This window comes from Mycolicibacterium arenosum (genome assembly GCF_024320865.1).
Taxonomy (GTDB): Bacteria; Actinomycetota; Actinomycetes; order Mycobacteriales; family Mycobacteriaceae; genus Mycobacterium; species Mycobacterium arenosum.
In genome coordinates, this window is record NZ_JANDBD010000015.1 from 119,142 (window position 1) to 141,833 (window position 22,692).

A 22,692-nucleotide genomic window follows, 5' to 3' on the forward strand; every position below is an offset into this window, starting at 1 on the left:
TGTCTGTACCGCGGCACGCCGCGTCATCGTGTACGTCCGCGCACGTTCGCGACGTCGAGCCGTCACGTATCGGGTCGCCATATCGTCAGATAGGCGAACTCGACAGCGAATGGAGGCGACAGCCATGGCGAGGCCGATGCTGAACACGGCGGTGCCCGAGGCGTACCGGACGACGATCGCGCTCAGCGCGCAGGCTGAGAAAGCCGCGCTCGACGCGGGCGTCGCACCGCTGACGCTCGAACTACTGCGAATCCGGGCATCCCAACTCAACGGATGCGGATACTGCCTGCGCATGCACACACGTGACGCACTGGACAAGGGCGAGAGCATCGACCGCATCGCGATACTGCCCGCGTGGCGGGAGACGTCCTACTTCTCCGCCGAGGAACGCGCGGCCCTCGCGATCGCCGAGGAGATCACGCACATCTCAGATCATCGCGACGACGACACGTCGGCGGTGAGCCCCGAGCAGGCGGCCGCGCTGCGCTGGGCGGCGATCGCCATCAACGCGTTCAATCGGATCGCGATCTCCAGCCACTACGCGGTGCAGCCGTGACGGCGGTCAGCACGACGGTGCACCGAATCCTGCTCGCGCTCCTCGCGGTAACGGGAGTGCTCGTCGGCTCATGGGCGTACTTCGCGCCGAAGCACTGGTACGACACGTTTCCGGGGCTGGGCCTGCGGTGGCTGCCGCAGTTGGGCCCCTACAACGAGCACTTCGTCAAGGACGTCGGGGCCTTCTATCTCGGCCTCACGGTGTTGAGCGTGTGCGCCTTCGTCTACATCGCGAACGCGACGCTGGTCCGCGTCGCCGCGGGAGCGTGGACCGTGTTCAACCTGCTGCACTTGGTCTTTCACGTGCAGATGCTGCACATGTACGAGCCCCGCGACCAGGTGCTCAACGTGATCGCGCTGAGCACGGTGCTACTCGTCTCGCTCGCCCTGCTGCTGCCGCAGCGCGCGCCGACACCCTGACACCTCCCCCGCGAGCGTGCTTGGACTGCCACGCAAACCGGCGTGTCGCGGTACAGACACGCACGCTCGCGGAGGGAGGGGACCCGCTGTAGGTCAGGACTCCAGGGCGCGGTCGGCGACGGGGAGTCCGGCGTGGCTGTGACAGGCCTTCGGGGGCGACGGAGGCAGGTCCAGGGCCGGATTGCCGTCGAAGAAGCCGATCGGCTTGAGGTGGAAACCGGTGTAGGCACAGGGCATCACCGGCCAGTCCTCGGGCCTGACGACGTGGTGCGCACCCAGCGTGTACCAGAGCACCACGTCGCTGTCCTCCAGCGGTGCGTCACCCTCGACGAACTCAGGCAGGCCCTGCACGTCGGCGGACTGGTACATGTAGTCACCGGCGGCGAACTTCTCCGCCGGGTCGTACTTCGTCACCCACAGGTTGTGCTGCAGGAAGCGCGCCCGGTCGTAGATGTAGGAGCCCTCCTGCACCATCACCGGCACGACGTCCTTGGGCACCAGCTTGTAGGCCACCGGGATCCCGAGTTCGTTCTTCTTCGACGGGTTGGTCACCTTCCAGTACCGTCCGGTCGACCAATTCCAGTCGCGTGCACCCTCGGACTCGGACGCCACCAGGGTGTCCCTGGTGATCCAGGCGTTGTGATGCGGATTCAGCTCCGGGTCCGGCTCCGGAATCGAATCCACCTCGTAGACACTGTTTCCCGCGCCGTCGATGCTCATGTCGAGGCGGAAGTTGAAGAAGTGCTGATGATTCGGACCGTAGATGCCCGGGGCGACCATCTTGCCCCAGCGCGGCTGCTCACCGGGTTCGACCTCGACGGCGCCCGTGGTCAACACACCCGACAACTTCACCTCGACCTCGATCGAGGCGTCGTTGTAGAAGTACCAGAAGAACCCGTACTCGTAGTTGCCGACCGTGCAGATCATCGAGACCACCAGCCGCCGAGACCGCCGCACCTCGACCTCACCGGTGCGGAAGTCGGTGTGCTTCCAGGAGATTCCGAAGTCCTCCTCGTGCATGCAGATGGCGTTGGGAATCGTCACCGCGTTGCCGCTGGAGTCGTTGACCGTGCCGTCGAAGTAGTGGATCTCGCCGAGACAGTCACATCCGAGCGTGAGCGGGTTGGCCGAGAAGCCCATCCCGACCTCGCCCATGTCGAAGACGTTCTTGTTCCAATGCGTCGGCGCCGTGTCACCGTAGGGCACCACCATCTCCGACAGCGATCCCCGATACAGGATCGGACGCGTTTCGCCGCGGTCGGTGTAGGTGACCTCGTGGATCGTGATGCCCTCGCGCGGGTTGAACCCGAGACGCAGAGACCACTTCTGCCACCGCACCTTCCACCCGTCGACGGTGAAACTCGGTCCGTCGGGCTGGGTGATCTCGATCGGCTTCACGTCGTCGCGGAACTCGGTGAACGCCGGCCGATTGTTCGCGTCGAACATGAACTCCTGCGAGTAGTTGCCTGCCGTCGGGGGCAACGGCACCACGCCGTGGTCCTCGATGTCGAGGACCTCCATCCTGTCCAGATCGAACGTGACGATCAGGCCCTCGACGGGACGCGCGTAGCCGTGCTCCGACGGCGCCGCGCGCATGAACGTCAACGGCCGGCATATCAGCGCCGAGTTGTCGTAGTGGTCCTGGGCGCCGTAGTAGCCCGCGGGCCACGGATCGATCATCGCGAGGCTGAAGTCGGTGACGCCGCGCTTGAGCATCGCCTGCTGCCACCTCGGATCCTCGCGGACCTTCTCCTCGACCCCCGTCATGTGCTCGACGAGGTACGACGGGAATCGACCGGGAATCGGCGTCCAGGAGTCGATGACCCTGGCACCCAGATCGACAACCGCCTCGTAGATCATCTTGGCCGCCGCGTCGTACATGCTGACGAACGCACACCGCGGTACGTCGATCCCACCCTCGAAGGTCAAGCCGGTGTTCTTGGCGGGCTCGGCCAACTGGATCATGACGAACTTCAATGTCGGCGTGGCGTACTCGGACGCCATCACGATCGCCGCTGCAGCCTCGATCTCCGCTCCGTCGAGCGGATCGAGCGGATACCGCGTCGTGCCGTCGCCGATGGTCGACGGAAGGGTGTCCTCCAGCGTCATTTGGCTGTCTCCTCCGAATCCTTGTCGAGCTCGAACACCGCGAGGTGGGCGAGCGCGTCCTCCTGGCTGACCTTGTGCGCCGACCGCCGTCCGAAGAAGTAGACGACGACGCCGAGCGCCACCATCCCGAGGCTGATGGTGCCGACCCACTTCATCCACTCCGCGTCGCCGACACCTGCGCTCTCGAGCCACGACTTGGCGAACGAGTAGTAGATACCGCCGACGGTGCCGACGGTGCCGACGATCACCGTGATCCACACGCCGACCATGCCGCCGGGGATCCGCCAGAAGGTCTCGTTCTCGTAGCGATCGGCGTACTTCTTCCGCGCGATGATCACGGGGAACAGGAAGAAGAAGCCCGAGATCAGCCACACGGTCGACAAACCGCCCTGCAGGAAGATCGTCGTGTTGACCAGGCTGCTCTGCGAGTACAACCCGACCAGGATCAGCGATGAGATCACACCCTGAATGAGTATGGCGGACACCGGGTTACGGGTACGCGGGTTCAAGTGGGTGAAGATCCGCGGGAGGTGACGCTCGAGGCCCGACACGAAGATCAGCCGGGAGTACGCCACCTGGTAGGTCATCAGCGCCACCACGATGATCAGGGCCAGCACGATGGCGGCGGCCTCCATCAGACCGGGGAACCCGGCGACGTCCAGCATGCCGATGACACCCGTGACGGCGTCGATCTCGTCGGACGGCAGAGCCATCATCGTGCCCAGCGTGGTCAGCAGGTAGATGGCGACCAGGGCCGCTGAACCCCACAGGATCATGCGCGGACCGCTCTTGCGCACCGACAGGAACTCCGCACCCATGTTGTACGGCGTTTCGACGCCGAGCAGGTACAGCAGCACTGTGCCGTAGAGGAAGCCGGCCACGGCGAAGTTCGGAATGGTCGCCTCCGACCAGCTGAACGGCGTCGCCGAGCCGTTCTTCACCGCGAACAGCACGCCGCAGATGAAGATCGTCAGCGCGAGGACGCCGAACACCACGAACACCACGTTCATGATCTTCTGGTTCGCCGCGAGCTTGGCCAGCGCCAGACCGATGACGGCCCAGAGGATCACCAGCTGCAGGATGACGCTCGTCATCACGCCGACCTCGCCGTGGAAGGCCAGCAGCAGGAACGAGAGCACCACGGCGGGCGAGGACGCGGCGTTGAGGATCACCGGCACCCACGACAGGTAGCCGCCGATGAAGCCCCACGTTTCACCCATGGTCCTGGTGGCCCAGATGTACACACCGCCCTGCCCCGGCCACAGGTTGCCGAGTTCGACGACGGCCATGCCCGCGGGAATCAGGAACGTCAGGATGCCGAGGATCCACATGGGGATGGCGGTCCACCCGCCGGTGGCCATCACCGAGGAGCCGGTGATCCAGCAGATGATGAACACGTAGGCGGCGGTGAGGCCGAACGTGCTCATCACCTTGGGCAGGATCTGTTCGGGGACCAACTCCGTGGTCATGAGTTTGTCGCGATCGGCGGGCGCCGGCGGCGTCGCGTCGAGTTCTGCTGTCATGTCACTTCTTTCGACTCGAGAAGGGGATATCGAACTACTGCTCTCTGCTCTTCGCGCAAGCGCTCATCACTGGACGATCTGTCCGTCTTTCATCCGGATGACACGGCTCGCTTCGTCGGCCACCGTGGGATCGTGAGTGCTGGCGACCACGGTGACGCCGAGCGTCGAGCACAGGTCGCGCAGCATGCGCACCACCGTCTCCCCCGTGCGGTGGTCCAGGTTCGCCGTGGGTTCGTCGGCGAGTACCAGGGTCGGGTCGCTGATCAGCGACCGCGCGATGGCGGTGCGCTGCTGCTCGCCGCCCGACATCTTGGTCGGCTGATGATTGATCCGGTGGGACAGCCCGACCAGTTCCAGTAGTTCGGTCGCCCTCTTGCGCAACGCCTTGCGGTCGTAGGGCTCGAACATCAGCGGCAGTTCCACGTTCTCCACGGCCGACAGGAACGGGATCAGGTTGTAACTCTGGAAGATGAACCCGATGGTGTCGTGCCGCAACGCCGCGAACTGGCTCTCGGAGATCTTCCCGGTGTCCTGGCCGGCGACCTTCACCAGGCCCTTCGTCGGCCGGTCCAGCCCGCCCATGATGTTGAGCAGCGTGGACTTGCCGCTGCCGCTCGGGCCCATCAGGCAGACGAACTCCCCCGGCATGACCTGGAGTTCGACGGCGACGAGGGCCTTGACGACCTCGTCGCCGAGCTTGTGCAGCTTCCACACGTCGGAGATCTCGATGACGGGTGCGGTGGCACCCGCCGTCGGGGTCTCCTCCGTGAGTGGAACATCCGTGGTGTCGTCGAGTGCGGTCACGGTTTAGCCTCCTGCCGATAGCGAACGAATGGGCGGCCGCGACGCTGCGTTCCACGTCGGGATGATGCTGGTGGCCAGCGCGGCCGCGATGCTGATGACGACGGCGATGGCCGAGCCGATCAGGATGCCGGAGACGGCGACGCCCGTGGGCGCCAGCCCCGTGACCCCGACGATCCACCCGCAGAGCGCCGCCAGGACCACGCCGACGATCGCGCCGAGGACGGCGGCCACCACCGGCTCGACGAGCAGCGCGAGAATCACGGGTTTGCGCGGAATACCGTTAGCGCCCAGGACTCCCAGTTCCCGCGTGCGGTGCGCGACCGTGCGGGTGGTGGCGACGGCCACCTCCACGACGCCGACGAGCAGCACGGTGACCGCGATGAGCACGACGGCGCGGCCGATCTCGTCAGCGTGGCCGAGGGTGGCGGACTGCTCCCTGATACCCGCCGACATCCCGAAGACGATGACGACGAGGAAGGCGCCGGTGGCGGTGGTGACCACGGGCAGCACCATCTCGCCGATGCGGCGCCGCGCCGACAGCCATCCGTAGGCGAGCCCCTTGCCGATCATCTGTCCCCCAGGAGGTCGACCGGTCGCTGCTGGAGCAACCGGTGCACGGGTACGAGCGCCCCGACGATCGCCATCGCGGGCAGGAAGGCCGCCACCATCGCGGCGGCCTGCAACCACGCCGTCGGGGTGGCGATGCTCGGAATCACCAGTGCCACAGCGGCACCCGCGCCGAGGACCCCGACCAGGTAGGCGGTGACGAACACGATCGCGGATTCGACGAGGAAGAAGTACAGCACCTCGTCGGCCAACCCGATGCTCGACATGATGCCGAACTCGCGCTTTCGTTCGGCGACGGCGGCGAGGAACGACGACAGCGCGATGACGAAGCCCAGCACGAGGCCGATGATCGAGATCAGACCGAGCGTGCTGCTGGTGACCTTGCCGGAGAACAGTGCCGAGTAGGCCTGATCGAAGGTCAGCGGGCCGCTACCGCCGACGAGGTCGTAGACCAGACCGCGGCCGCTCGGGTCGGGGACCACCGCGGGGTCGTAGGTGGCGGGCAGTCCCGTGGCCGCACTGAACGTGCTGCCGAGATCGCGTCTCTTCTCCTGGCCGTCCGGCGCGTACACCGTGAGCCACCCGCGGTCGCCGACGAGCGACGACGCGAGCGAGGTCGACACCCACACACTCTGGCCCGAGCCGTCGATCGCCGCGGTCAAATTCCGGCCGCCGATGCTGACGGTGTCACCGTCGGCGACGCCGATGCGTTCGGCCAGCCCGGAGCCGAATCGTGCTTGATCGGAGGGGATCTCGTCGACACCGCGCAGCGACACCGGCACCCCGGCGATGTCGGTGATACCGGACAGGGTGCGTACAGCGCGCCAGCCGTCCGGTATCACGACGGTCGGCGCCGCCCCTTCGGCGACGAGTGCCTGCACGCCTGCGTCGTACTGAACGCCCGCCGCGGGGACGGCCCACAGCTGCGCGTCGCCGAGGACGTCGGTGACGGAGTCGGCGCCGGTGATGGCGAAGCTCGCGGAGATCGTTCGAACGATCGTGACGCAGGCAATCGCGAGCGCGATGCCCAGCACGGACAGCGTGAACCGTTCCGGTCTGCGCCGAATGTTGGCCAGGGCGAAGCGCACCAGGCACGAAAGCGTGTTACCCGACTCGGCGGCCGCGATCGCCGGCGCTCGAGTGGACGCGGAGGTCTGCACATACGGATGTTGGGATCGCCGTGTTTCACCCGTGGCGATGGGCGGTGTCCGGCAGGTTAACTAGATGGGCCCCCGATTAACGGGTCGTGTCACCGGGACAACGGAATTCGTAGGTGGAACGGGACCTCTGCGCGAAAAAGCCGCCACGTCACCGACATTCGATCGTCGGATTCGCGTGTCACGCTCGTAACGAGGCGAACGGTGCGGCGTCCTCCAACTCGTACGCCAACCCCAGCAGCCGCGCCTCGTGACCGACAGTGGTCGCGAACATCATCCCCACCGGCAGTCCGTCCGCCGACCGCGCGAGTGGCAGGGAGATCGCCGGATCCCCCGTGGCGTTCTGCAGCGGCGTGAATCCGACCCACGCGATGAGCCGATCCATGATCTGTTCGTAATCACCCGTCGGATCCAGATGCCCGATCCGCGGAGTCGTCTCCGCCAGCGTGGGATTCAGCACCACGTCGTACTGCCTGCCGAGTGCCGCGGTGATGCGGCGACTGCGCGCCAACCGCGCGATGGCGGCCGGTACGCGATGCAGGTTGCGCGCCGCCGCACGATCCAAACCGAGGGTGAGGTTGTCGAGTTTCGAGCGGTCGAACGACGGGCCGAACATCCGACGGCCGCCGCGGACGATCGCCATCGCGAGAAACGCCCAGTACAACAGGAAGTCGTCCTTGAAGTGTGCGGGCACGGGATTGGAGATGGTGGTCACGTGATGGCCGAGTTCCTCCAGCAGCGCCGCCGTTTTGAGGGTGAGTTCGGTGACTTCGGGACTCGCGTCCCGCGTGATCGACTGCGTGCACACGGCGATCCGCAAACGCGCGTCCGAGGGACTGCGGACGTCACCGATGGGCGGGAGTTTGGGGTTGGGGGTGACGCGCTCCATCTCGCGCAGAAACGCCGCGGTGTCGCGCACGGAGCGGCTGACCACACCGTTGGCCACGATGTGCAACGGCATCGCCCTGGTCTCCCGGTCGAGCGGCAGCCGTCCGCGCGACGGCTTCAAGCCGACGAGTCCGTTGCACGCCGCGGGAATCCTGATCGATCCGCCGCCGTCGTTGGCGTGCGCGATCGGCACCACACCCGCCGCGACGAACGCCCCGGACCCCGACGAGGACGCGCCCGCGGTGTACTCCGGATTCCACGGATTGCGCACCGATCCGAGCCGCGGATGCTCGGCCGAGCCACTGAATCCGAACTCCGACATACGAGTTCGACCGAGCGGCACCACACCGGTCGCCAGGAAGTCGCGGGCGAAGTCGCCGTCAGCGGTGCCGGGCCGCGGTTCCCACGCGTCGGTGCCCTGCATCAGCGGCATGCCCGCCACCGCGACGTTGTCCTTGATGTACGTGGGCACCCCGTCGAAGTAGCCGCCGTAGGGGCGCGGTGCCGCCGCCCGGCGGCGACTGCGGTCGTACGCCTCGTGGGCCAGACCGTTGAGTTCCGGGTTCACTCGTTCGGTCCGCGCGATGGCGGCCTCGACGAGTTCGGCCTTCGACACGCGCCGCGCGGCCAGCGCGTCGACGACGCCCACCGCATCGAGATCTCCGAGCGCGTCATCGGTGAAAGCGGATACTCGAGTCACCCGATCGACGTTAGCGGTAACCGGTGGCCGCATATGGTGGAACGGTGTCGAGTGGACCGCAGGGGCCGGGCTGGTGGTGCGCCTCGGACGGCCGCTGGTACCCACCCCAGCCGGCTGTCCCCGCGGCGAGGAGGAAGTCGACTCGCGGGATCTGGATCGCCGTCCTTGCCGTGGTCGTCGTCCTCATCGCGGGCGTCGGGATCGGCGGCTATCTCATCGTCCGCGCCGTGACGAACGAGGTGTCCAGCGCGCTCGGAGTCGGCGATCTCGAATGCCCGGCATCGGGTGATATCGGCGAGCTTCTCGGGTCCCCGGTCAGCGGACCGGCCGGGGGCAGCATGATCGTGGCCAGTGGTTGCTACTACACCGGGGCCGTCTACGACGTGATCATCGTGTCCGGGTCCACCCTGATCGCCGACGAGCAGATCGCGTCGATGGTCGGCGAGGGTGAAGCCGGCGGAGCCGAGGTGCGCGACATCGACGTCGGCGACAAGGGCCGGGTGTGGGCGTCGGATACCAAGAGTTCCGCGATCGCGGTCGGCGCCGACGCGCTCGTCAGTGTCGAGGTGCAGGGCAAGGACTTCGCGTCCATCCCGGATCGGAGCGACGCGGCCGTCGCGATCCTGGAACGGGTACTGCGCTGACTCCCCTGGGGCATAAGAGAAACCCCGCGCCTCCGGATAACCGGACGACGCGGGGTTCTCGTTCCTACGCTTAGGGCTGGCCGACCTCGAAGCGGGCGAACCGCGTCACGGTCACGCCCGCGGCGTCGAGCACCTGCTTGACCGTCTTCTTGTCCTCGGTCAGGGCGGGCTGCTCGAGCAGCACGACGTCCTTGAAGAACCCGGTGAGCCTGCCCTCGATGATCTTGGGCAGAGCCTGCTCGGGCTTGCCCTCCTCGCGGGCGGTCTCCTCGGCGACTCGACGCTCGCTGGCGACGAGGTCCGCGGGGACGTCCTCCTTGGTCAGGTACTTGGCCTTCATGGCCGCGACCTGCTGCGCGATCGTGCGTGCCACGTCGGCGTCACCGCCGGCGTACTCCACGATCACACCCACGGCGGGCGGCAGGTCCGCCGACCGCTTGTGCAGGTAGGTGGCCACTTCACCGTCGTAGTAGGCGACCCGGCGGAGTTCGAGCTTCTCGCCGATCTTCGCCGACAGGTCGGCGATCGCCTGCTCGACCGTGGTGTCGCCGGCCGCAGCGGCCTTGAGCGCGTCGACGTCGGTGGCCTTGGCCGCCGCGGCAGCCGCCACGACGAGGTCCGCCAACGCCTGGAAGTCCGCGTTCTTGGCGACGAAGTCGGTCTCGGAGTTCAGCTCGATGAGCGCGCCGCCCTTGGCCGCGACCAGACCCTCGGCCGTTGCCCGCTCGGCGCGCTTGCCGACGTCCTTGGCGCCCTTGATGCGGAGCAGTTCGACGGCCTTGTCGAAGTCGCCGTCCGCCTCCACCAGAGCGTTCTTGCATGCGAGCATCCCGGAGCCGGTGAGCTCCCGGAGCCGCTTTACGTCGGCAGCGGTGTAATTCGCCACGTGTTCTTCGCCTCTTTCAGGATTGGTGAGGATTACGAGGATTCCGCGGGGGTCTCGGCAGCCGGAGCGGCCTCGGCCTCGGCGGGGGCACCGGCCGTCGCGCCTGCGAGCAGCTCCTGCTCCCACTCGGGAAGCGGCTCGGCCGCTTCGGCCTCGGACTTGTTCGAGCCGGCACCGGAGCGGGCCTGCAGACCCTCGGCGACCGCGGAGGCGATCACCTTGGTGAGCAGAGCGGCCGAGCGGATGGCGTCGTCGTTGCCCGGAATCGGGTAGTTGACCTGATCGGGATCGCAGTTGGTGTCCAGGATCGCGATGACCGGGATGCCGAGCTTGATGGCTTCGCTGACCGCGAGGTGCTCCTTGTTGGTGTCGACGACCCAGATCGCCGACGGCACCTTGGCCATGTCGCGGATACCGCCGAGGCTGCGCTCGAGCTTGTTCTTCTCACGGGTCAGCATCAAGATCTCCTTCTTGGTGCGTCCCTCCATGCCACCGGTCTGCTCCATGCTCTCCAGCTCCTTCAGGCGCTGAAGGCGCTTGTGGACGGTGGAGAAGTTGGTGAGCATGCCACCGAGCCAGCGCTGGTTCACGTACGGCATGCCGACGCGCGTCGCCTCTTCGGCGATGGACTCCTGCGCCTGCTTCTTGGTGCCGACGAACATGATGCTGCCGCCGTGCGCGACGGTTTCCTTGACGAACTCGTACGCCTGGTCGATGTACGTCAGCGTCTGCTGCAGGTCGATGATGTAGATGCCGTTGCGGTCGGTGAAGATGAACCGCTTCATCTTGGGGTTCCAGCGACGGGTCTGATGCCCGAAGTGGGTGCCGCTGTCGAGCAGCTGCTTCATGGTTACAACAGCCATGGTTAGCCGATGTCCTTCTGTGTCGGTTGTCGCCGAGCATCGGGTGATGCCTGGCCCTAGCGTCTGTTGCGTGCCGGACCCGGCCTGAGAAACCCCAGGTAGGGACCGCCCGGCATGCTGATGCGGCCCTGGAACATCGGGGCTGCGGCACAGGCGCGCGAAGTCAATCCGGTGAGACGGATTGCGGGAGCGAGTTTACACCGACGAAACCCCTGGTCAAAACCGGCGTTGCCGGCTCCTCGCGCAAGCGCTCGTCGGTCGATGCACAGTCACGCGTTCATCCCCGGGACACCCACCCGCCCCTTTCGCCGTCGGCGCCGCGGCGGTGAACTGGTGCCATGCGCGCGCTCGCGGTTCTACTGCTCATTCCGGCGCTAGCCGCCCCCGCTCACGCCGCCGAGGGTCGGCTGGATTGGCCGCTGCGGCCCCGGCCCGCGGTCGCCCGCACCTTCGACGCGCCGAATCCGAACTGGCAGCGCGGTCATCGCGGCGTCGACCTGGTCGCGGCGGCCGGGCAGCCGGTCTACGCCGCAGCCGAGGGAACCGTGGTGTATGCGGGCAGGATCGCCGACCGACCGGTCGTGTCGATCGCCCACCCCGGCGGGCTGCGCACCAGCTACGAGCCCGTCGACGCTGGCATCCGGGCCGGGCAGTGGGTCGACGCGGGGACGCCGATCGGCACCGTCCGGCCCGGCCATTCGGGGTGCGGCGCGCCGGCCTGCCTGCACTGGGGAGCGATGTGGGGCCGGGCCGCCAACGCCGACTACGTCGACCCGCTCGGTCTGGTGGTGACGACGCCGATCCGGCTCAAGCCGGTGGGTTAGGCGCGCGGATGCGCCTGGTCGTGCACCGCGCGCAGCCGGGCGACCGTGACGTGGGTGTAGAGCTGTGTGGTCGCCAGCGTCGAGTGGCCCAGCAGTTCCTGCACCACACGCAGATCCGCGCCGCCCTCCAGCAGATGCGTCGCCGCGCTGTGCCGCAATCCGTGCGGGCCGATGTCGGGGGCGCCGTCGACCGCCGCCATCGTCTGGTGGACGACGGTACGCGCCTGCCGGGGGTCGAGACGCCGGCCGCGCACACCGAGAAGCAGTGCAGCGCCTGATGATTCGGCCACCAGATGCGGTCGTCCGTCGTCGAGCCAGGCCCGCAGCGCCCGTTGCGCGGGCTCCCCGTAGGGCACCGTCCGCTGCTTGTCGCCCTTGCCGAGCACACGCAGCAGCCGGCGCGACGAGTCGACGTCGTCGATGTCCAGCCCGCACAGTTCGCTGACGCGGATTCCCGTGGCATACAACAACTCGACGATCAACCGGTCCCGCAGGGCGAGCGGGTCGCCCTGTTGCGCTCCCGACTCCGCCGCCGCCATCGCGTCGAGCGCCTGGTCGGAGCGCAACACGGCGGGAAGCGTGCGACTCGCCTTGGGCACCTGCAGCCGGGTCGCCGGGTCGGTGTCCATGAGGCCGGCCCGCGACGCCCACGCGGTGAACGTCTTGACCGCGGAGGTGCGACGCGCCAACGTGGTCCGCGCGACCCCGGCCGTCGCCTGCGAGGCGAGCCACGACCGCAGCAACGGGACCGTCAGGGCGGCGGGCGACGCGTCCGTCCGTTCGGCGACGAACGCGAACAGGGACCGGAGGTCACCGAGGTAGGCGCGCCTGGTGTGGTCGGAACGGCCGCGCTGCAGCGCGAGGTACTCGTCGAACTCCTCGAGCACCGCGTCGATCGTCACCCCTCCACCGTGGCAGAGCGGGTACTCAAGACCCGGCCGACGCGCCGGGTTCGCTCACCTTGACCAGCATCTTGCCGATGTTCGCGCCGGTGAACAGCCCGTTGAGGGCGTCGACACACGATTCCAGTCCGTCGTAGACGGTTTCGCGATGCGCCAGCAGACCCTGCTGCTCCCACCCGCGGAGCGCGGCGAACGCCTCCTCGAAGTGCGCCCACTCGTCGAGTGCGTTGAACCCCTGCATCGTCGCGGTCCTCGCCAGCAGGTTGACGTAGTTCGCGGGTCCGGGGTGCTCGCCGGTGAGGTAACTCGAGATGACGCCGCACAGCACCACGCGCGCCTTGGACGCCAGCCTGCCGAGCACGGCGTTGAGGACGTCACCGCCGACGTTGTCGAAGTAGACGTCGACCCCCTTGGGGCAGTGCTCCTTGAGCGCGGCGGCGAGATCGCCCGCTTTGTAGTCGATGCACGCGTCGAACCCGAAGTCCTCCACCACTGCCCGGCACTTCTCGGGACCGCCTGCGATGCCGACCACCCTGGCGCCCGCGATCCTGGCGATCTGGCCGGCCACCGAACCGGTGGCGCCGGCGGCGGCGGACACCACCACGGTCTCCCCCGGCTGCGGCTTGCCGACACCCGTCATCCCGAAGTACGCGGTCGCTCCGGTCGGGCCGTAGATCGACATCACCGCCAACTGGTCGGTGAACCCGACGACGGAAGTGGCGAACACGTCGTCGCGGATGACGACGAAGTCCTGGAAGCCGGTCAGAGTCGTCACGACATCGCCCACCTGATATGCGTCACAACGTGATTCGACGACCTCGCCGATCCCGGCAGCGCGGATCACGTCGCCGACCTCCACCGGAGGGAGATAGCCGGGTTGCCCGTCGAGCCAGGTGCGAGCCGCGGCGTCGATGCCGACGTAGGTGGTCCGCAGCAGCGCCTCGCCCTCCGCCGGTTCGGCAGCGGCCACCGTCACCATCTCGGTGTCGTCGGGTGACACCAGCCCGTTCGGTCGTCGGCGCAGCAGGATCTGACGATTCACCCGGTCCGGCACGACGCCGAAGCTACCGAACTCAGCCGACCCGGCGCAGCGCTTCGGGCACGAGATCCGCCAGCGTCCGATAGCCGTCGATGCCCATGATGAGATCGGCCTCGGCCAGCAGCGAGCGCAGCACGTGCACCACTCCGTCGGCGCCGCCGAGTGCCATCCCGAACGCGTACGGGCGGCCGACGCCGACCGCGGTCGCGCCGAACGCGAGCGCCTTGACGATGTCCGCGCCGCTGCGAATGCCCGAATCGAACAGCACCGGAACGTCACCCGCGGCCTCGACCACACCCGGCAGGCAGTCGAGCGCGGGGATCCCGCCGTTGGCCTGCCTGCCGCCGTGGTTGCTGCAGTAGATGCCGTCGACACCGCCGTCGATGGCGCGGCGCGCGTCGTCGGGATGCTGAATGCCCTTGACCAGCAGCGGCAGCGTCGTGAGGGAGCGCAGCCACGGCAGGTCGTCCCAGGACAGCGAGTTACCGAACACCGAGATCCACTTGAGGATCGCCGCCTGCATGTTCTCCTCCGGCGGTGCCGCCAGCCCGGACCGGAACACGGGGTCGCTGGTGTAGTTGGCCAGGCACTTGCCGCGCAGCTGGGGGAAGTTCGACGTCGAGAGGTCGCGCGGTCGCCACCCCGGCACCCAGGTGTCGAGCGTGACGACGATGCCCTTGAAACCCGCCTTCTCGGCGCGCTGCACGAAGCTGGCCGCGAGGTCGCGGTCCGTCGGCGTGTACAGCTGGAAGAACCCCGGCGTGTCGCCGAACTCGGCGGCGACGTCCTCGAGCGGGTCGGCGGTCAGCGTCGACACCACCAGGGGCACCCCGGTACGCGCCGCGGCCTTCGCCGCGGCGATGTCGCCGTGCCCGTCCTGGGCGCAGATGCCCATGACGCCGATGGGCGCCATGAACGCGGGCGACGGCAGGGTCAGACCGAACAGATCGACGCTGAGGTCCCGCTCCTTGGCACCCACGAACATCCGCGGCATGAGACCCCAGTTGTCGAAGGCGGTCCGGTTGACCCGCTGGGTGCGCTCGTCGCCGGCACCACCGGCGACGTAAGACCAGACCGACGGCGACATCGCGGCCTGCGCCCTGGCTTCGAGTTCCGCGAACGACATGGGCAGCGTCGGCATGACGCCCGACAGGCCCTGCAGGTAGATCTCGAGTTGGTAGTCGCCGAATGCCATGGCTACGAAGTTAGTCCCGCCTAGTTCTTGCCGGCCTCTAACTGGGCGAGTTCGGCCTTCCACTGCCGGAACGTCTCCTCGGTGCGCCCGCGGCGCCAGTACCCGGAGATCGACGCCCACTTGGCCTCCACCCCGCGCTCCTTGCGCACGTACCCGCGCAGGTTGTGCATGACGGTCTGCGCTTCGCCGTGGATGAACACCTGGGCCTGGCCCGGCAGCCACGGCGACTCCTTGACCGCGGCGATCAGCGGCGCGTGGTCGCCCGCCTGGTCCTCGGGCACCAGGTCGGCCCGGCCGCCCCGGTAGATCCAGCGGATCTCGACGCCGTCCGGGGCGGTCAGGGGCACCTCGTCCTCAGGACCGGCCACCTCGATGAAGGCGCGTCCGATCGCGTTGGGCGGCAGCGCTTCCAGCGCCACGCTCAGCGCGGGCAGGCCGGCTTCATCGGCGGCGAGCAGGTGCCAGTCGGCCGCGGGGTCGGGCGCGTACGCTCCGCTCGGACCCATGAGGTAGGCGCGCTGGCCGGGCTGCACCGACGCCGCCCACGGACCGGCGACGCCGTGCTCGCCGTGGACGACGAAGTCGATGGCGATCTCGCGGCGATCGGCGTCCGCGTGCCGGACGGTGTAGCTGCGCACGACGGGTCGCTGCTCCTCCGGCAGCGCGGTGAAGCTGTCGAGGGTGAGCGGTTGGGGCAGTGCGTCGACGGTCGCGTCGTCCAGGTCGGCGCGGACGATGACCACCTTGACGTAGGAGTCGGTGAACTCGCTCGGCACGAAGGTGTCGAAACCTCTGCCACCCAGCACGACGCGAATCATGTGCGGCGCCAACTGCTCGCTGCGAATCACCTCGAACGTGTGGACGGGACGCCCTGCCACGGTTACCTCCTGAAGCTCGACTGACAACCCCGTCGAGCATACGAGCGGTGGCGGGGCGTCAGGGGCCTACCGCCAGCCGCCGTCCGGTGGGCGAGCCAGTACGGCGGCGGCGTACTTGGGCTGCCAGTCCGTGGTGAGCAGGGCGCCGAAGTTGTCCTGAACCTCGTCGGGGTTGGCGGTGTCGGTGTCGCGGATCGAGTAGATGAAGGCCGGTCCGGAGTACCCCGTCTCGGCGATACCCGCCAGCACCGCGACGATCTGTCTCGCCTGTTCCTCCTGGGTCACCCCTTCGTCGGTGGTCTGCGACGTGGGAGCGCCGAGTTCGGTCATCCAGATCTTCTTGTCCCCGTCACCGTGCGTCGTCATCACGTCGTGCACACGCGCGATGTCCGACCAGGAGTTGAACGGGTCGGCCTCGATGCCGCCCGGGTACACGTAGGGATGCATCGCGAGGGCGTCGAACAAGCCCTTTGCGCCCGCGATGTACATGTCGTTGACGAAGTTCGGCGGCGAGTCGACACCGACCGCCGGACTGAGCCCGGCCGCGATCACGGTGGAACGCGGCTGGATCAGCTTGATCGCCGGATACGCCACCCGCAACAGGTCGACGTACCGTTTGGGCCGCAGATCGCTGAACCCCATGAACCGAGGGAGATTCGGCTCGTTCCAGATCTCCCAGTCCGTGATGCGCACCTGGTAGCGCTTCACCACCGCGATCACGAAGTCCCGGAAGTCGTCGGCGTTCGCGGGCGGCGAATAGAGCGGCGCGCCGGCCGGCCGAGCCCATTCGGGGGTGTTGACGATGAGGCCGAGGATCTTCAGGCCGTGGTCGCGGGCCGCGTTGATCCAGCGGTCGGCGTAGGACCAGTTGTACTCGCCCTTGACGGGTTCGATCGCGTGCCAGTCGATGTGCACGCGCAGCCAGGTCGCGCCGGTGCGGGCGACGGCGTCCAGTTCGCGGGTCGCATCCTCCGGGCTCATCCAGATCTGTGCCGCGCCGACCGCGAATCCGTAACCGTCATCGGGGTGGACCACCGGCGCGGGTGCATCGCGGCAGCCCGCGGCGCTCAGCGCGAGCACCGCGACGAGAAGGCACGCGAGCAGCCGGAAGCGCCCGTTCACGTGCTGGTTCATGCGGCCAAACTACCGGCCCACTGGTCGGGCCAGCTTCCACCGGCCATCGGAACGCGTGACGAGCCCGGCGAGTTCGAGTGTCGCCAACGGCCCCAGCACCTGGACCGGCGGCAGCCCCGCGGCCACCGCCAGCTGCTCGACACTGCGAGCGCCGCGGCCCGGCAGCGCCTCGAACACCAGGGCCTCGCGCTCCGTCAGGCCGTCGAGCACCGACGTGGGACGCGGCGCCTCGTCGGCGTACTCACCGATGCGGCCTGCGAGTTCGACGACCTCCTGCGCACGGGTGACCAGAGTCGCCCCAGCGCGGATGAGCGCGTGACAGCCGTTCGACGACGAGGACGTCACCGGGCCCGGCACCGCGCACACCGGACGGTTGAGAGCCTCCGCCCAGGCCGCCGTGCTCGCGGCGCCGCTGCGCAACCCCGCCTCCACGACGACGGTGGCAGCGCCGAGTGCCGCGACGATGCGGTTGCGCGTGAGGAAGCGGTGCCGCGCCGGCCGCAGACCCGGCGGATACTCGCTGACCACCAGTCCCTGTGTCGCAATGCGGTTCAGCAGTGCGGAGTGCCCGGACGGGTACGGCACGTCGATCCCACCCGCGAGCACCGCCACCGTCACACCGTCGGACGCGAGCACCGCTCGGTGGGCCGCCCCGTCGATGCCGTACGCGGCGCCGGACACGACGGCCATGTCGCGTTCCACCAGTCCGGTGGCGATGTCGGCGGTGACGCGATCGCCGTACCCGGTCGACGCCCGCGTCCCGACGATCGCGCAGCTGCGCCATGTCACGTCGGCGAGCTGCACGGGGCCGACCGCCCAGAGCGCCAGCGGCGCCAACCACTCGCGCTTGTCCGGGTCGGCGTTGACCGGTGCGGTGAACGCGGCGTCCGGCCACTCGTCCTCCCCCGGCACGACGAGCCGGCCTCCCAGCCGCGCGAGGATATCGAGATCAGCTGCACCGCAATCGATGTCACGGCGCGCTTCACTGCGCTTCCGCAGCGCCTGCCCGACCGCCCCGCTGCGAATCCGGGCGGCCGCCTCCACCGGACCGTCGCTCTGCACCAGCGCCGCCAACTCCGCGCACGGCGGCTCCACCACGCGCGAGAGATAGGCCCACGCGAGCATCTCGGCGCGGGTCATCGCGCGAGCCCCGCCTGCCGGAAGCTCAGCGCCGTGGTGACGTCCTCGAGATCGGGTGACGACCTGCCCGCGAGATCGGCCAGACTCCACGCGACCCGCAGTGTGCGATCCATGCCTCGGATGCTCAGCGCTCCGCGGTCCAGCGCCGACGTCAGCGGCGTCATCACGCGCTCGGGTAGTCGAAACCGCCTGCGCAGCAACGACCCGCTCACGTCGGCGTTCGTCCGCACCCCGTACGCCGCCCACCGCGCCGCGGCCGCGGCTCGAGCAGCCGCCACCCTGGCACGCACGGTATTCGTCGACTCGCCGCCCTGTTCGCCCGCGATGGCCCCCGACCGAACCGGGTCCATCGCGACGGTGATGTCGACGCGGTCGAGAAGCGGACCAGACAACCTGCCCTGATAGCGGCGCTTCTCCGCCGCTGCACAGGTGCAGTCGCGCGGATCCGCGGGGGCGCACGGGCACGGGTTCGCCGCGAGGATCAGCTGGAACCGCGCCGGGTACTGAGCCACCCCGTCCCGACGGGCGAGCCGAATCTCGCCGTCCTCCAACGGCGTTCGCAACGCCTCCAGCGCCTTGGCGCCGAACTCGGCGTACTCGTCGAGGAACAGCACGCCGCGGTGCGCCCGGCTGACCGCGCCCGGCCGGGCCATGCCGCTGCCGCCGCCGACGAGCGAGGCCACGCTCGAGGTGTGATGCGGTGCGACGAACGGCGGCCTGGTGATCAGCGGTGCGCCCGTGACGAGCAGGCCCGCCACGGAGTGGATGGCGGTGACCTCGAGCGCTTCGGCGTCGGTCAACGGCGGCAGCAGTCCGGGGAGCCGTTTCGCCAGCATGGTCTTGCCGACCCCCGGCGGCCCCGTGAGCACCAGGTTGTGGGCACCGGCGGCGGCGACCTCGACGGCGAATCGCGCGTGGAACTGTCCGACCACCTCCGCCAGTTCCGCGACCGGCGGGGCGTCGGCCGTCACCGTCACAGGCTCGTCCTCGAGGCGGCTGTCCCCGTCGAGCCACGCCTTCAGATGAGACAGCGTCCGTACGCCGAGGACCTCGACACCGGACACCAGGGCGGCCTCGGCCATGTTCTCGACGGGAACCACCACCGTCGGCCGACCCTCGCGCTGCGCCGCGAGAACGGCGGGCAGCACACCCGTGACCGGGCGCACCCGCCCGTCGAGTGCGAGTTCACCCAGCAGGACCACCTTCTCGAGCTGAGCCCAGGGAACGTCCATCTTCGCCGACAGCACCGCGGCGGCGATGGCGATGTCGTAGACCGACCCCGTCTTCGGCATCGTCGCCGGCGACAGCGCCAGCGTCACCCGCGCCTGGGGCCATTCGTTGTCGGAGTTGTTGATCGCCGCGCGAACGCGGTCCCGCGACTCCCGCAGTGCGCTGTCCGGCAATCCCACCAGATTCACGCCCGGCAGCCCCGAGCTGATGTCGGCCTCGATCTCGACGAGCACCGCGTCGAGACCGCGCACCCCGACCGAGACCGCTCGCCCGAGTGCCACTACCCCACCCCCTCGAGGTGGACGAGCTCCGGCTCGGGACCACGCCCCATCCGGATACCGACGACGTCGATGCGGATCTGCGCCCAGCTGCCCCGCTGTGACGCGAGCCAGAGTCCGGCCAACCGCCGCAGCCGCCGCAGCTTCTGAGGGGTGACGGCCTGCTCGATTCCGCCGAACCGGTCGGTGGTGCGCGTCTTCACCTCCACGAAGACGAGCACCCGCCGCTCGAGGTCGGCCGCGATCACATCGAGTTCGCCGTACCGGCAGCGCCAGTTGCGGTCGAGCACGGTCAAACCCGACCCGATCAGGTGGTCGACCGCGAGTTGTTCACCCAGGGCGCCCAGTTCGGCGCGGGTCATATCCGTCATGGGCCCAGCCTCGGCAGCGCCTCCGACAGTGCGACCTCACACGGGTCCGGTCATCCACAGTCGGAGGTTCGTCCACAGGGAGCGCGAGACTGCGTTGACAGAGCGGTCGATCAACGGACGCAACAATTTTCGCCACTCGACGTGTCACACCCCCGCGTTACCTTTCCCTCGCCGCCACCCCACCACCCCACCACCATTGCGAGGAGTCATGTCGATGCGCACCCCCATCCGCCACGGCGAGGTCATGCTGGTTCCGGTCGGTTCCGCCCCCGACGGCACATGCGAACGCGTCACCAGCTGCATCGTCGGGCACAGCGAGTCCGGCCACCACCACGTGCTCGACAGCGACCTCGAATTCGCCACCATCGTGTCGGCGAGCGGGACGCTCTACGTCGACCTCGACACACCCAGCCGACTCCTCCACCGCAAGGACCACGAGCAGCACCGCGAGCTCGAGGTGCCCGCCGGAACCTGGCGCGTCGTCCGCAAGACCGAGTACGACGTGCGGTCCTCGGTGGACCCGAATCCGCGCCGGCGCCCCGTCGTCGATTGATCGCGTTCGACGAGGCCGCGGTCCGGCGGGCGATCAGTGCGTTCCGCCGGACCCGCGGGGTCGACGACACCCCGGTGACGGTCGTCGACCGGCTGGACCACGCGATCGCGATCTCGGAACTCAAGGGTCCCGACCCGCGCTGGCGCACCATCCCGTTCTGGGCCGCCGACGACGATCCCGGCGACCCGCCGGCCGGCCACGACTTCCGGCGCGCCACGACCGACGTCGCGCAGGCGGTGCTCGACCGTGTGCTGGCGATCGAGGGACAGCACGGTCGCCACGCGGTCCTCTCGGCGAGCCGCTGGGCGCGTTTCTCACTGGCGATGCGCGACGCGCATTACGGCGGCCTGGGCTGGCTGGTGCCGGTGCACCGGGAACTCGTCCTCGTCCCGATGCCGCTGGTGCGGACCGCCGAGGGGCGGCCCACCGTCCTGCACGACGACACCGGTCGCCCCGCGGTCGAATGGATGGACGGGTCCGGGTCGTATTTCCTGCACGGCCTCGACGTGGACCGGCGGACGTACACCCTGGTGACCGGGGGTCGGATGCTGATCCAGGAGATCGCCGCGCTGCCCACCGCCGACCTCCGCTCCCTCGCGCTCAGCTACCTCCCCTTCGAGCGTCTGGTCATCGACTCCGACGCCGAACTGATCGACACCGGGGTTCGCGGCACCCGGCTCTACCGCCTGCCGCTGCCCTGGCGCATCCGGGTCGACCGCGTCGCGGGATACGGGGGTTACGACTACTTCATCCACATGCGCGACGCCAGTCACCCCGAACGCGAGTTCGTCGAGTGGGTCGAGCCGTCGATCGGCCGTCAGCACAACGCCGAACTGTGCCAGGCCCACGCGTTCGGCATCACGCTCGCGGAGTGGTTGTCGATCGAACAGGAGGGCTGACCGGAGCGGATGGCTTCGGCCGCACAGCGCGCACGGGTATGTTTAGGCAATCCTCAGTAAGGTACGCCTGCACTCCGGTGCTGAAAGGACTCGGTCGATGCGATCCCCCCGGAGCCGGGTAACCCGTCTCCTCTCCCTGTTCTCCGCCGTAGCGCTCATCGCCGGCCTGACGGCGTGCTCGTCGTCGGAGGAGACCGACGGTCTGCTGATCTACAACGCGCAGCACGAGTCACTCACCAAGGAGTGGATCGACGCGTTCACCGAGGAGACCGGGATCAAGGTCACCTACCGCCAGGGCGGTGACACCGAGTTGGGCAACCAGTTGATCGCCGAAGGCGCGTCGTCGCCCGCCGACGTCTTCCTCACCGAGAACTCCCCCGCGATGGCCGCCGTCGAGAAAGCCGGCCTGTTCGCCGACGTCGATCAGGCGACCATCGATCAGGTGCCCGCGCAGTACCGGCCGGCGACCGGCAAGTGGACCGGAGTCGCGGCCCGCACCACGGTCTTCGCCTACAACACGACCAAGCTCACCGAGGCGCAGCTGCCGACGTCGATCATGGATCTCGAGAAGCCGGAGTGGAAGGGCCGCTGGGGGGCGCCGCCCGTCAAGCCCGATTTCCAGGCCATCGTGGCGGCCATGCTGCAGCTCACCGGTGAGCAGGCGACCTCGCAGTGGCTCGCGGGCATGAAGGCGGGAGCCGAGATCTTCTCCGACAACATCGCGACACTGCGCGCGGTCAACGACGGTCAGGTCGAGGGCGGCGTGATCTACCACTACTACTGGTTCCGCGATCAGGCGGAGGCCAAGGAGATCAGCAACAACACCGCGCTGCACTACTTCAAGAACGAGGACCCCGGCGCGTTCGTCTCCATCTCCGGCGGCGGCATCCTGAATTCGAGCAAGAAGAAGGACGACGCCCAGAAGTTCCTCACGTTCATCACCGGAAAGGCCGGCCAGGAGGTGCTGGAGAACGGGACGTCGTTCGAGTACCCGGTCGCCAGCGACGTTCCCGCCAACAAGGCGCTGGTGCCGCTCGACCAGCTGCAGGCCCCGGCGGTCAATCCGTCGGACCTCGATTCACAGCAGGTCACCGATCTGATGACGAAGGCCGGCCTGCTCTGATGGTGCCGTA

General features: G+C 68.5%; 23 protein-coding genes. 7 read left to right on the plus strand and 16 right to left on the minus strand.

The features are described from left to right. Positions 1–124: 124 nt before the first annotated feature. Together NM203_RS29265 and NM203_RS29270 are read left to right on the plus strand one after the other, a co-directional pair. Positions 125–556 carry a carboxymuconolactone decarboxylase family protein gene (locus NM203_RS29265; protein WP_255064233.1) on the plus strand — a complete coding sequence of 144 codons (432 nt, stop codon included), beginning with the start codon at positions 125–127 and terminating at the stop codon, positions 554–556. Further along, positions 553–975, plus strand: coding sequence for a hypothetical protein (locus tag NM203_RS29270; RefSeq protein WP_255064234.1), 423 nt, complete (start codon positions 553–555; stop codon positions 973–975). Before NM203_RS29265 ends, NM203_RS29270 begins: the two co-directional genes overlap by 4 nt. A 93-nt stretch (positions 976–1,068) precedes the next feature. Here NM203_RS29270 and NM203_RS29275 read toward each other — a convergent pair whose 3' ends face one another. The 6 genes from NM203_RS29275 to NM203_RS29300 all read right to left on the minus strand — a co-directional run bounded on the left by NM203_RS29275 (position 1,069) and on the right by NM203_RS29300 (position 8,723). Further along, on the minus strand, positions 1,069–3,084 hold the full coding sequence (locus tag NM203_RS29275) for a primary-amine oxidase (protein WP_255064235.1): 2,016 nt from the start codon (positions 3,082–3,084) through the stop codon (positions 1,069–1,071). Next, complete coding sequence (locus NM203_RS29280) at positions 3,081–4,607, minus strand: APC family permease (RefSeq protein ID WP_255064236.1); 1,527 nt, start codon at positions 4,605–4,607, stop codon at positions 3,081–3,083. The genes NM203_RS29275 and NM203_RS29280 overlap by 4 nt, the downstream gene beginning before the upstream one ends. A gap of 66 nt (positions 4,608–4,673) precedes the next feature. After that, a complete protein-coding gene (locus tag NM203_RS29285) occupies positions 4,674–5,411 on the minus strand; it encodes an ABC transporter ATP-binding protein (protein ID WP_408633435.1) in 738 nt (245 codons plus the stop codon). Positions 5,412–5,414: 3 nt separating this feature from the next. Then, a complete protein-coding gene (locus NM203_RS29290; RefSeq protein WP_255064237.1) occupies positions 5,415–5,981 on the minus strand; it encodes an ABC transporter permease in 567 nt (188 codons plus the stop codon). Next, positions 5,978–7,138: an ABC transporter permease gene (locus NM203_RS29295; protein ID WP_255064238.1), complete on the minus strand. Its 1,161-nt coding sequence runs from the start codon at positions 7,136–7,138 to the stop codon at positions 5,978–5,980. The genes NM203_RS29290 and NM203_RS29295 overlap by 4 nt, the downstream gene beginning before the upstream one ends. 178 nt (positions 7,139–7,316) lie before the next feature. Continuing rightward, a complete protein-coding gene (locus NM203_RS29300; RefSeq protein ID WP_255064239.1) occupies positions 7,317–8,723 on the minus strand; it encodes an amidase in 1,407 nt (468 codons plus the stop codon). Between the two features lie 44 nt (positions 8,724–8,767). Here NM203_RS29300 and NM203_RS29305 point away from each other — a divergent pair, with 44 nt between their 5' ends. After that, complete coding sequence (locus NM203_RS29305) at positions 8,768–9,367, plus strand: hypothetical protein (RefSeq protein WP_255064240.1); 600 nt, start codon at positions 8,768–8,770, stop codon at positions 9,365–9,367. A gap of 70 nt (positions 9,368–9,437) precedes the next feature. Here NM203_RS29305 and tsf read toward each other — a convergent pair whose 3' ends face one another. Both tsf and rpsB read right to left on the minus strand, forming a co-directional pair. Beyond that, positions 9,438–10,253, minus strand: a complete 816-nt coding sequence (gene tsf, locus NM203_RS29310) for a translation elongation factor Ts (protein ID WP_255064241.1) — start codon at positions 10,251–10,253, stop codon at positions 9,438–9,440. Between the two features lie 32 nt (positions 10,254–10,285). Next, the gene (rpsB, locus tag NM203_RS29315) at positions 10,286–11,116 is read right to left on the minus strand and encodes a 30S ribosomal protein S2 (protein WP_255064242.1); all 831 of its coding nucleotides are present in this window, start codon (positions 11,114–11,116) and stop codon (positions 10,286–10,288) included. Positions 11,117–11,454: 338 nt separating this feature from the next. On the opposite strand from rpsB, the gene NM203_RS29320 reads away from it, so the two are divergent. Next, complete coding sequence (locus NM203_RS29320) at positions 11,455–11,940, plus strand: M23 family metallopeptidase (RefSeq protein WP_255064243.1); 486 nt, start codon at positions 11,455–11,457, stop codon at positions 11,938–11,940. Here the strand turns inward: NM203_RS29320 and NM203_RS29325 are convergent. The 8 genes from NM203_RS29325 to NM203_RS29360 all read right to left on the minus strand — a co-directional run bounded on the left by NM203_RS29325 (position 11,937) and on the right by NM203_RS29360 (position 20,107). Further along, positions 11,937–12,836, minus strand: a complete 900-nt coding sequence (locus NM203_RS29325) for a tyrosine recombinase XerC (protein WP_255064320.1) — start codon at positions 12,834–12,836, stop codon at positions 11,937–11,939. The genes NM203_RS29320 and NM203_RS29325 overlap by 4 nt on opposite strands. A gap of 31 nt (positions 12,837–12,867) precedes the next feature. Continuing rightward, positions 12,868–13,896 (minus strand): NADP-dependent oxidoreductase, encoded by a 1,029-nt coding sequence (locus tag NM203_RS29330; protein WP_255064245.1) that lies wholly within the window; start codon positions 13,894–13,896, stop codon positions 12,868–12,870. A gap of 19 nt (positions 13,897–13,915) precedes the next feature. Then, complete coding sequence (locus tag NM203_RS29335) at positions 13,916–15,076, minus strand: lactate 2-monooxygenase (RefSeq protein WP_255064248.1); 1,161 nt, start codon at positions 15,074–15,076, stop codon at positions 13,916–13,918. A 20-nt stretch (positions 15,077–15,096) separates the two neighbouring features. Beyond that, positions 15,097–15,954, minus strand: a complete 858-nt coding sequence (locus NM203_RS29340) for a siderophore-interacting protein (RefSeq protein WP_255064249.1) — start codon at positions 15,952–15,954, stop codon at positions 15,097–15,099. Positions 15,955–16,020: 66 nt separating this feature from the next. After that, positions 16,021–17,088 (minus strand): endo-1,4-beta-xylanase, encoded by a 1,068-nt coding sequence (locus NM203_RS29345; RefSeq protein ID WP_255064250.1) that lies wholly within the window; start codon positions 17,086–17,088, stop codon positions 16,021–16,023. A 9-nt stretch (positions 17,089–17,097) separates the two neighbouring features. After that, the gene (dprA, locus tag NM203_RS29350; RefSeq protein ID WP_255064251.1) at positions 17,098–18,228 is read right to left on the minus strand and encodes a DNA-processing protein DprA; all 1,131 of its coding nucleotides are present in this window, start codon (positions 18,226–18,228) and stop codon (positions 17,098–17,100) included. Beyond that, positions 18,225–19,739, minus strand: coding sequence for a YifB family Mg chelatase-like AAA ATPase (locus NM203_RS29355; protein WP_255064252.1), 1,515 nt, complete (start codon positions 19,737–19,739; stop codon positions 18,225–18,227). The genes dprA and NM203_RS29355 overlap by 4 nt, the downstream gene beginning before the upstream one ends. Beyond that, positions 19,739–20,107 (minus strand): YraN family protein, encoded by a 369-nt coding sequence (locus tag NM203_RS29360; RefSeq protein WP_255064253.1) that lies wholly within the window; start codon positions 20,105–20,107, stop codon positions 19,739–19,741. The genes NM203_RS29355 and NM203_RS29360 overlap by 1 nt, the downstream gene beginning before the upstream one ends. 214 nt (positions 20,108–20,321) lie before the next feature. Between NM203_RS29360 and NM203_RS29365 the strand changes: the two genes are divergently transcribed. The 3 genes from NM203_RS29365 to NM203_RS29375 all read left to right on the plus strand — a co-directional run bounded on the left by NM203_RS29365 (position 20,322) and on the right by NM203_RS29375 (position 22,682). Next, a complete protein-coding gene (locus NM203_RS29365; RefSeq protein ID WP_255064260.1) occupies positions 20,322–20,660 on the plus strand; it encodes a DUF8820 family protein in 339 nt (112 codons plus the stop codon). Continuing rightward, positions 20,657–21,559, plus strand: coding sequence for a hypothetical protein (locus NM203_RS29370; protein ID WP_255064262.1), 903 nt, complete (start codon positions 20,657–20,659; stop codon positions 21,557–21,559). Before NM203_RS29365 ends, NM203_RS29370 begins: the two co-directional genes overlap by 4 nt. A gap of 97 nt (positions 21,560–21,656) precedes the next feature. After that, the gene (locus NM203_RS29375) at positions 21,657–22,682 is read left to right on the plus strand and encodes an iron ABC transporter substrate-binding protein (protein WP_255064263.1); all 1,026 of its coding nucleotides are present in this window, start codon (positions 21,657–21,659) and stop codon (positions 22,680–22,682) included. Positions 22,683–22,692 lie beyond the last annotated feature (10 nt).